The sequence below is a fragment of the uncultured Dialister sp. genome (assembly GCF_900538805.1).
Taxonomy (GTDB): domain Bacteria; phylum Bacillota; class Negativicutes; order Veillonellales; family Dialisteraceae; genus Dialister.
This window is the reverse complement of record NZ_UPZP01000088.1, coordinates 1-9,240: the sequence shown is the minus strand read 5'-3', so window position 1 is coordinate 9,240 and position 9,240 is coordinate 1. Positions and strand designations below refer to the sequence as shown.

Sequence of the window (9,240 nt, the reverse complement as noted above, 5' to 3'; positions counted from 1 at the left end):
TTGCCCTCATATCGACATGCAGCTCCGCTCGAGATGACAATTCGGAGAACAGCTTACTGTCATTTTGAGAATTTTTTGAATCTATAGGCGAAGCAGAAAACGGGGCTGTGAAAAAATGTTTAATCATTTCTTCACAGCCCCGTTCTTTTCCCGTTCTTTTTTATTTTCCTGCCTGGGCGGCAGCTTCTTTAATCATATGCATGGTGACGGAGTTGAATTCCACCGGCGAATCCAGAGCTTTGACTTCCTTGAAGCCTACGCCCAGCTTGCCTGTATAGTAGGCAGTAACGTCGCCTTTGGTGTTGATTTTAACGGCGTAAATAGTCTTGTCTTCATCCACACCCACCAGACGGAAGGCGCCGGGCGGGGAAATGACTCTCCAGGAGCTGTCGTCGCCGTTGAAAGTGTAAAGGATACCCTTCTGGCTGTCATCATAGAAGAGGCGGTCCTTGTCGTAGTATACGGCGATTTTCCCGATGTGGGAGGTTTGGATATAGATACGGCGGGTATCGTAGTTGGCATCGGTACGGTAGATGCGGTAAAGCCCCTTCCCTACTTCCATTTTCATGTACACCGCATTGGTGGCGGTGGAGTAGGCCACATCCACGATTTTGGAGTTTCTCGGCAGGTCCCTGATGGGGGCGTCGGACTCATGGGTGGTGCCGTCGGGATTGTAACGGGCCAGGGTTACATCCCAGCGGCCGCCTTTCCAGTGAGCAGGATAGAGGGCCATGAGGGCCAGGTTTCTGTCGGGCATCCATTCAAAGAAGGAGACTCCCTGGTTCTTCAGGTCCACGTTCTGTGGATTATTCAGGTCGTCTGCCTTGTAAATGGTGACAGAATCGGTGGTCACATCGGCCATGTACTTGTAGTCATGGGAATAGTAGGCCTTCCCCTTCACGCTGACTTTGGCGAAGAGTTTCTTTCCTTCCTTTTCCGCCGCCTCCGCCATTTTGTCTTTCACGTCGGACATATCATAATCGCCGCTGGAAAGGGGAGCAAAGAGGACGCGGTCCATGTAGAGATAGGCACCGGCCTGGATGCCTATGCCAAGGATGAAGCATACCGCCAGCTGAGCAAATTTCTTATTCACCCTGTCCTCCTTATTTCACAATAAATGCAGTAGGAATCATGCGCTCGCCCAGAAGGTCCGCCGGCTTGTTCACGACCTTGCCGTTGTAGTACAGGGTGGTGGAGGAGCCGCCGTCCAGGTTGGCTGCAATGTAGGCGCCATTTTCATAAAGAATATTCTGGGAATCCACCAGAGTGGCGCCGATGCTGTATCCCGGCTGCCGTCCGTCGATAACGAGGAAGAGGATGGTGCCGTCTTTCTTCTGGCCAATGGCGGAGCGCGGTGAAATACCCCAGCCGCCGTCGCCGCTTTTGATAACTTTCTGTCCGTTAATGATAAGAGGCGGTCCGAAGGTGAGGCCTTCCACGGCGCCCAAGTCCCGAAGCTGCTTCTTATTGTAGTTGCCTGCAATGAGGTTGCCGCTCTTGGTCATGCCTACGAAATCAACCTTTTCGTTATCATCTACCTGCTGACCCAGGAGGTACTTGCCCTTGTGCAGGATGAAGCCATAGGGCAGGCGGCCTGTGCCGGTGCCGTTGGGGTCGTAGAATCCGCCGCCGTTGATGGCAGCCACCGCATTGTTTTTCTTGGCAATGTTGCTGGTGGTGTCCCCCTTTTCATTGATATCCTCCGCAGTCGCTACTTCTACCCTGGTGGGGTTCGGGATTTCCAGGAGGTAGCCTACGAAACGGGAGGTTTCAATCTTCTTCAGGTTCAGTGTGGAATCGGTTCTTGGCTTGAAGGAGAACATCTTCTGGGTATCCGTGGTCTTCACTACGCCCAGAATCTGGTTCAGCTCATCCTGGGAGTAGAGCCATGTAATGTACTGAGGATGACGGGAGCGCATGATGGCCCCTACCACAGCCCGCTTCAAGTTTCCAAAGGGTCCGAAGAGCACCACAATGGGAGAGGTGATGAGGAAGAAAAGCAGGGTGACGATAATGAACTTGAAAATATAGCTGTGAAATATTCGTTTCATTCTTGCTCCTAAAAAACAAAGCCGGGATTCTTTACACCGGAGCGTAATTATCCTTGTTCAGCCGTTCTGAGAACCGGGCCAGGGAAATATCATTGCCTATGTACACCCGTTTCAGTTCATAGGGGTAGCTTCCTACATGGACGCGGCCGGAATCGGTGGTGACAGCCATCTTAATGCCTGCTTTCTTGCAGATTTCCACCACCTGGTCGTCATAATCTCCGTAGGGATAGGCCAGCCAGGCATTATCAATGCCCAGATGGTACTTCAGGGCCTGGTTCGCTTCCACGATTTCCTTCTCCTTTTCCTGGGCAGTAGCCAGATTATGGAGCTTCGGATGGGACAGGGTATGGTTGGCAATGGTGACGGTGTGGCTGTCGGCCATCTCCTTCAGCTGGTTCCAGGTCATGCGGTTGTAGGGTTTGCCCACATCATCGGTAATGAGGAAGAGGGTCCAGGGGAAACCGTATTCCTTCATCATGGGATACACGATGGTGTAGCTGTCCAGGTAGCCGTCATCAAAGGTAATGCATACCGGCTTTTCCGGAAGCGGTGCTCCTTTGGTGATGTAGTCATAAAGTTCCTGCATGGTAATGGGATGGTAGCCGTGGTCCCGGAGATAATTCATCTGCAGGCGGAGGTTTGCTTCCGTCATGACAGCTGCATTGTTCTGGATATCACCAATCATATGGTACATGAGCACGGAAACCCCTTCCGGCACACTGTACTTCACAGAGGGATCCCTTTTTACATAGGCAGTTCCCGGCTTCAGCTGGGCATCCGCCGACACAGCGGCAGCAGAAGAGGCAGCGCCGCTTTTCGCTTCTTCCGGCGCACAGCCGGAAAGTGCAAACATGGAGGAAGAAAGAAACAGCAGCGCTGCAGCGGCAGCGGCCTTCTTTTTCCAGCCATTTGATAACAATTTCACTTAAAACTCCCCTTTTTCCAAATTTCAAAAAGCACACCTATTTAGGCAATATAATTTATTTTACTACGATTTACATGCTTTGGCTATCAAAAGTCGAAATTAAGTACCATTCATGATAATTTCTCATACGATATATGATTTTCGTACCAGAAATTAGCCCCATTTTGATAGAAAATCCAATTTCATCCATAAAAATGGAAAAGAATCCCATAAAAAAGTGATATAATAAAGATTACCTGATAAAAAGGTGCAGAACCCTGCTCCCCGATTCCAGAAAGGACTTACATGTAATGATAAAAAAATTAATCCAGCTTTTTCTCATCCTCACCGCATTCCTCATCCTGCCTTCCGCATCCTCCGCTCTGGCTAAGGATGCCCAGGTGACGGCCCTCCGCTGGACCGCCAGGAACGACGGAAACCCGCCCTTCGTCCGCATTGCCATGGATTTATCCAAAGCAGTCCACGCAGAAGCGGCCATCGACAATTCCGGAAAAAATTTCGAAGTCATCCTGAAAAAAACATCCATGGGCAGCGTGGCTTCCCAGTACGACATGGACCCACGGGCCATTGATTTCGCCACCCTGTCTGAAAAGGACGGCGACACCTACCTGGATGTGGCTCTCACGAAGCCCCAGAAAATCGACGACATCCGTGTCTTTGCCCTCCGCCCGGACGCCAAAATGAAAAAGCCCCATCGTCTGGTGGTGGATATCCCGGTCATCGGCGCAAAGCAGACCTACACGAAAAAGGCCTCCTCTGCCTCTTCCTCCGCTCCTTCAAGCTACAAGAAACAGAGCTATAACGTATCTTCCGATGCCAAAAGCGTGCTGAAGGGCAAAGTCATCTGCATTGACCCCGGTCACGGCGGCACCGACGTCGGCGCCATCGGCCATATCGGCGGCAAAGATGTGTATGAAAAGAACATTACCCTTTCCATCGCCCTCCCCCTCCGGGATATGCTTACCTCCGCCGGCGCCAAAGTGGTAATGACCAGGGACACCGATAAAGACGTGTACGGTCCCTGGGCCGATGCGGACCCGGAACTTCAGGCCCGCTGCGACATTGCCAATGAAGCCCATGCAGACGCCTTCGTTTCCATCCACATCGACTCCTTCTCCAACTCCTCTGTCGACGGCACCACCACCTACTACAACGCCAAAAGCTCCAAGGACCTGCTCCTTGCCCAGATGATGCACCAGGCCACCATGAACTCCCTCTCCATCCCCGACAGGGGTGTGAAATCCAACGATTTCTACGTGAATGTCTACACCACCATGCCTTCGGTGCTTATGGAAATGGGATTCATCACCAATGACCACCGTGTCAAAATGCTCACCTCCTCCTGGGGTCCCCGGGGCATTGCCCAGAGCCTCTTCAACGGTCTGGTCAACTATTTCGCCGCCATTGCATAAGGAGGCCCTGCTATGAATAGAAAAATCCTGCTCACCCTGCTTGCCGCCTCCGCCCTGGTCCTCTCCCTTTCCGGATGCACGCCGGATAATGGAAAACAGGCCGCCGCAAGCCTTACCCCCAAAGCCGCTTCGTCCCAGTCCCTTCCTCCCGCTGAATCGGAAGCCACACTCACCTACTACAAAGCCAATGACGACGGCACAAAAATCATTCCGGTCGCCGCAAAAGTCAAAGCCAAAGACCGCACCGCCAAGACGGCCATGGAAGAAATGATCCGCACCGACAGGAAATCCAAGTACCCCGTCCTTCCTGCAGGCCTCTCCCTCAAGAGCATAGCCATCAAAGAAGGCACCGCCTACGTGGACTTCAGTAAAGAGCTGAATGAAATCAAATGCTCCACCGGCGAATCCCTATTCATCGCCATGACCACAGACACCCTGACCGAATTCCCCAACATTAAGGAAGTCATCATAAGGGCCGAAGGAAAAGCGCCGAAATTCCAGATGGACATGACAAAACCTTTCAAACGGGATGAAAGCTATATACAGATGGAAAAGAAATAATGAAAAAAGGGGCTGTGAAAAAATGAAAATCATTTTTTCACAGCCCCTTTTCCGCTTCGTTTATTGTCAAAAATGACAGTAGTCTGTTCTTCGCATTGTCATCTCGAGCGGAGCTGCCTGTCGATATAAAAACAAAGGTATCCTGCTCCATTGAGACTCTGAGCCGAGAGATCTCCGGCCCCAATGGGGCATGTAACATCAAGGGAATCGGATAGCGGACAGCAGTTCCCTGTGCCACTAGCCCATTTTCCATAAAGAAAACGTCCACCAATCGGCGGACGCTTTTTTTATTTCTCTTCTTTTTCCAGTACTTCAATATCTCCATCGGCGAAGGCAGCGGGATAGGTGTATTCCTTTTCCACTTCCTTGAACTTCACGGTCATTCGACCATCGCTGATTTCCATAATAATTCCTTCACCGTAAAGGGGCGAAATGACCAGGGTGCCCTCTCCCAGGGAAATGAAGCGGGTATTGCCCCGATGGGTTTCCTTGGCTCTGTGGGGAACGATTTTGGCCTTCTTCTCCGGTTTTGCCGCCTCCGGCACCTTATAGGTTCTCTCTTTGCCCTTATGGGGTTCCGCCTTCTTTTCCTTCTTCGCATCGGGGAAGGCGCTTTTCAGAAGCTTTCCCGGCAGGCCCCGGGGATACATGACATGTTCACCGGTGGCTTCGTAGGTCACATAGACGCCTCTTTCTGTAATGCGGCTGACCACGCCCTTTCCCAGGGTTTCATCCACCACTTCCAGCCCCACTTCTGCTTCCCGCTTTTCGGGCCTGCGATTTCCGGAGAAGGATTTTTTATCGCCGGGCTGCACGTCAAAGGTGAAAACCTTCTTTTCCATAGGTTTCCCCAGGGGCGCCGGTTTTCTTCCTGTCCGGGGAGCATCGGTTCTTTTCTTTCTGGGAATCACTTTTTCCACGTCCCCAAAGGCCACGGTAATGCCTTCTTCCGTTACCTTCCGCACAATGCCTACGCCCAGCCTGCGGTCTTCAAATTCCACCCCCGGTTCCAGTTTCCGTCTAAACCGTCCGCCGGCGGCACCTTTTCTATCCTTATGAAAGGGTTTCCTGTTTCCTTTGTGAAAAGGCTTTTTGTCTTTATCCATGTTTTCTCCTTACTTCAGCTTATATCTTTATATATTTATTCTTTTTATTATACCAGTATTGGGCAAGGGCTGCGCAATGGGTGTAAGGGTTCGTAAGTTTGATGGGCCCTTTGGGCCCAAAGGTTCTCAAGTTTGACAGCGGCCTTTGGTCGCTGAGGGTTGTGGTATCGCCGCTTTGCGGCGATGAGTTTTGTAATTTCGCTTCGCGAAATGGAAAATCAAACAGCCTTGCGCCGCAGGCGCGATTTGTCTGTTTTCCCTTCGACCTTAAGGGCGTTGTTTGGTTTTACCAAAACTGGCGCCCTATTATTTTTTAAGGGCACTCACCACAACCCTCGGCCCCATCGGGCCGTCAAACTTCAGAACCTTCGGGGCGAAAGCCCCGTCAAACTTCACCCGCCCGGCGGGTGTCAATCCTCTTGCTTTTGGGGATATATCACACCATCCCGATTGACTCTAATCCAGCCTCTGGGTCTTAATCCTTCTGTCCAAATCTCTCTTAGCCGCCTTTTCCGCCATGTCCTGCCGCTTATCGTAGAGTTTCTTGCCGGTGGCGGTGCCGATTTCCACTTTCACTTTGCCGTGCTTGAAATACATTTTCAGGGGCACCAGGGTGAGCCCCTTGGTTTTGAGTTTCATTTCAATTTTGCGGATTTCCTGCTTGTGGAGAAGGAGCTTTCTGGTACGCAGGGGATCGTGGTTGAAGATATTTCCCTGTTCATAGGGGCTGATGTGGGCATTCCACAGGTAGACCTCCCCCTTTTCCACCTTGGCGAAGCTGTCTCTCAGGTTGACCCGGCCGGCGCGGATGGATTTCACCTCTGTCCCGGTGAGGGCAATGCCGCATTCATAGGTGTCGTGGATAAAATAATTATGATAGGCCTGCCGGTTCGCTGCCACCGGCGGTGCCGATTTTTCTTTTTTCATGCAAAACCTCCTGCAGGAAAGGGATTATTTCCGCTTTCCTCCTTTTTTGCCCCGGGACTTTGGATTTCCTTTCTTGTCCTTCTTCTTGGAATGGGACTTGGAGCGGGAAGAGGTTCTTGTCTTTTTCTCCAGGTTCAGGGGCGAATAGATTTCTCCCAGGACGAAATCCACTTCCCTTCTTTCCTTATCCGCCTTCACCAGCGTCACCCTGACGGGCATGCCCATGGAGTAGGTGGTGCCGGAGAAGCGGCCGGTCATGGTCATGGTATCTTCCTGGTACACGTATTCATCGTCGTCCATGGAGTCCACATGCACCAGGCCTTCCACACCGTTGTCAAGGCCCACGAAAATGCCGAAGCGGGTAATGCCGGTAATATGGCCGTCGAAGGGTTCTCCCACGAAGGGCACCATATATTCCGTCATCTTCAGGTCGTCCACGTCCCGTTCCGTTTCCGTGGCATTCTGCTCGGTCTCCGAACAGTGTTCTGCCGCCCGGATGAGGAATTCGGTCTGCTTCTTCCGCTGCTGCCTCGTCATGTCATCATGAATGGCCTGCCGGATAAGGCGGTGCACCATGAGGTCCGGATAGCGGCGGATGGGCGATGTGAAATGGGTATAGCAGGTGCTGGCAATGCCAAAGTGGCCGTCATTGTCGGTGCTGTAGCATGCCTGGGGCAGGGAGCGCAGGGTCATCACCTGCACCACCGCCTCAATGTCCTCCCCCTTCACCGATGCCAGCAGTTTCTGGATATCCTTCGGTTCCGGATCTTCGGGAATATGGATGGGAAGGCCCATGATGGCAATAAGCCGTTTCAGGGAATTCAGCTTCTCCTGGTCCGGATGGTCGTGGACACGGTAAATGGAGGTATGACCTGTTTTCTCCAGGAAACGGGCCACCGCCTCATTGGCGGCAATCATGGCGTCTTCAATCATTTTTTCCGATTCCCCGCGGATTCGTTTCTCAATGCGGAGGGGCTTGCCGTCTTCATCAAGCACCACCTTGTATTCCGGAAAATCGAAATCAAGGGCGCCACGGCGGCTACGGTTCTGACGAAGGGCCGCCGCGCATTCACGGAGATCTTCCAGCATGGGCAGGTGGAGCTTCAAATCCTCCGGTGCAATGCCTTCTTCAAAGGCTTTGTTGATTTCCGGATAATTGCAGCGCCTTGCCACACGGACAATGGAGGGAGTAATCTTTTCCGTTTTTACCGTACCGTCCGGTGCCACATCCATGAGACAGGACATGGCGTACCGGTCCTCATCGTGGTTCAGACTGCAGAGGTCGTTGGACAGCTGGAAGGGCAGCATGGGAATCACCCGGTCCGCCAGATACACGGAGGTGCCCCTCCTGTAGGCTTCATCGTCCAGAAGGGAGCCCTTTGTCACATAGCGGGATACGTCGGCAATGTGGACGCCCAGGGCAAAATGACCGTTTTCCTTCTTTTCGCAGTACACCGCATCGTCCAGGTCCTTGGAATCAGGGCCGTCGATGGTGACGATGGGCATATCTCTATAATCCGCCACCCCTTCTTCCGGCACGATGGTACGGGAGAGATGATCCGCCTCCTTCATGAGGTCGTCGGAAAATACATGGGGCAGACGGTGCTGGGCGATGATGACATCGATGTCCAGTCCCTTATCTCCCTTGTAACCGATGATTTCCGTCACTTTGCCTTCCGCATCGGTCCATTCCCCCGGCCAGTCGGTCACCTGCACCATGACCCGGGCACCGGTGACAGCTCCCATTTCATCGCCTTCCGGAATATGGATGACCATGTCCACCTTCTCGTCGATGGGCACCGCTTCGCCGCCGTCCGAAAGCATTTCATAGGTGCACACAAACATATCATCCGCACGCTCAATGACACGGACAATCCGGCCCTCCGTATTATGACGGCCGGTTTCACTCTTCATGGTCTTTACTTCTACGGTATCATTATTCACCGCATTCAGATGGTCCTTCTCCGCAATGTATACATCCTCATGGTCATCATCGGTGAGCAGAAAACCGAAACGGCCGTAGGACTTATACACCCCCTGCAGGACAACACCGGGCTTGTAAGGCAAAAGTTCCTTTTTTTCCATTGATTTCTCCTCTGGGAAGCGCTGATTCATTAGATTCTGTGAAGGAACCGGTGCTTCCCTGTAAAAACGTCTCTCCAGGGAAGCGCTGATTAAATTGTTATCGGATTTCATTCTTGTATTTTTATTCAATGCAAGGAATCAGTCGACGCGAATAGCGAGCTATTTAAGGAGAC

8 protein-coding genes are annotated in these 9,240 nt (G+C 52.1%); 2 read left to right on the top strand and 6 right to left on the bottom strand.

Annotated features, from left to right (window positions below; genetic code table 11):
- Window positions 1–160: 160 nt before the first annotated feature.
- The 3 genes from QZQ29_RS07670 to QZQ29_RS07660 are packed head-to-tail and all read right to left on the bottom strand — an operon-like array spanning window position 161 to window position 2,976.
- Window positions 161–1,093 carry a hypothetical protein gene (locus QZQ29_RS07670; RefSeq protein WP_296962006.1) on the bottom strand — a complete coding sequence of 311 codons (933 nt, stop codon included), beginning with the start codon at window positions 1,091–1,093 and terminating at the stop codon, window positions 161–163.
- Window positions 1,094–1,103: 10 nt separating this feature from the next.
- Window positions 1,104–2,051, bottom strand: coding sequence for a phosphodiester glycosidase family protein (locus tag QZQ29_RS07665; protein ID WP_296962004.1), 948 nt, complete (start codon window positions 2,049–2,051; stop codon window positions 1,104–1,106).
- Between the two features lie 31 nt (window positions 2,052–2,082).
- Window positions 2,083–2,976, bottom strand: a complete 894-nt coding sequence (locus QZQ29_RS07660; protein ID WP_296962001.1) for a polysaccharide deacetylase family protein — start codon at window positions 2,974–2,976, stop codon at window positions 2,083–2,085.
- A gap of 290 nt (window positions 2,977–3,266) precedes the next feature.
- On the opposite strand from QZQ29_RS07660, the gene QZQ29_RS07655 reads away from it, so the two are divergent.
- Window positions 3,267–4,388 (top strand): N-acetylmuramoyl-L-alanine amidase, encoded by a 1,122-nt coding sequence (locus QZQ29_RS07655; protein WP_296961999.1) that lies wholly within the window; start codon window positions 3,267–3,269, stop codon window positions 4,386–4,388.
- Between the two features lie 12 nt (window positions 4,389–4,400).
- Entirely contained in the window at window positions 4,401–4,949 is a 549-nt protein-coding gene (locus tag QZQ29_RS07650; protein WP_296961997.1) for a GerMN domain-containing protein, read from the top strand.
- A 287-nt stretch (window positions 4,950–5,236) separates the two neighbouring features.
- On the opposite strand, the gene QZQ29_RS07645 is transcribed toward QZQ29_RS07650, so the two are convergent.
- The 3 genes from QZQ29_RS07645 to rnr form a co-directional block, all read right to left on the bottom strand.
- Window positions 5,237–6,055 (bottom strand): hypothetical protein, encoded by an 819-nt coding sequence (locus QZQ29_RS07645; protein WP_296961995.1) that lies wholly within the window; start codon window positions 6,053–6,055, stop codon window positions 5,237–5,239.
- Window positions 6,056–6,511: 456 nt separating this feature from the next.
- A complete protein-coding gene (gene smpB / locus QZQ29_RS07640) occupies window positions 6,512–6,982 on the bottom strand; it encodes an SsrA-binding protein SmpB (protein WP_296961993.1) in 471 nt (156 codons plus the stop codon).
- 24 nt (window positions 6,983–7,006) lie between these two features.
- Window positions 7,007–9,067, bottom strand: coding sequence for a ribonuclease R (rnr, locus tag QZQ29_RS07635; RefSeq protein ID WP_296961991.1), 2,061 nt, complete (start codon window positions 9,065–9,067; stop codon window positions 7,007–7,009).
- Window positions 9,068–9,240: the final 173 nt, after the last annotated feature.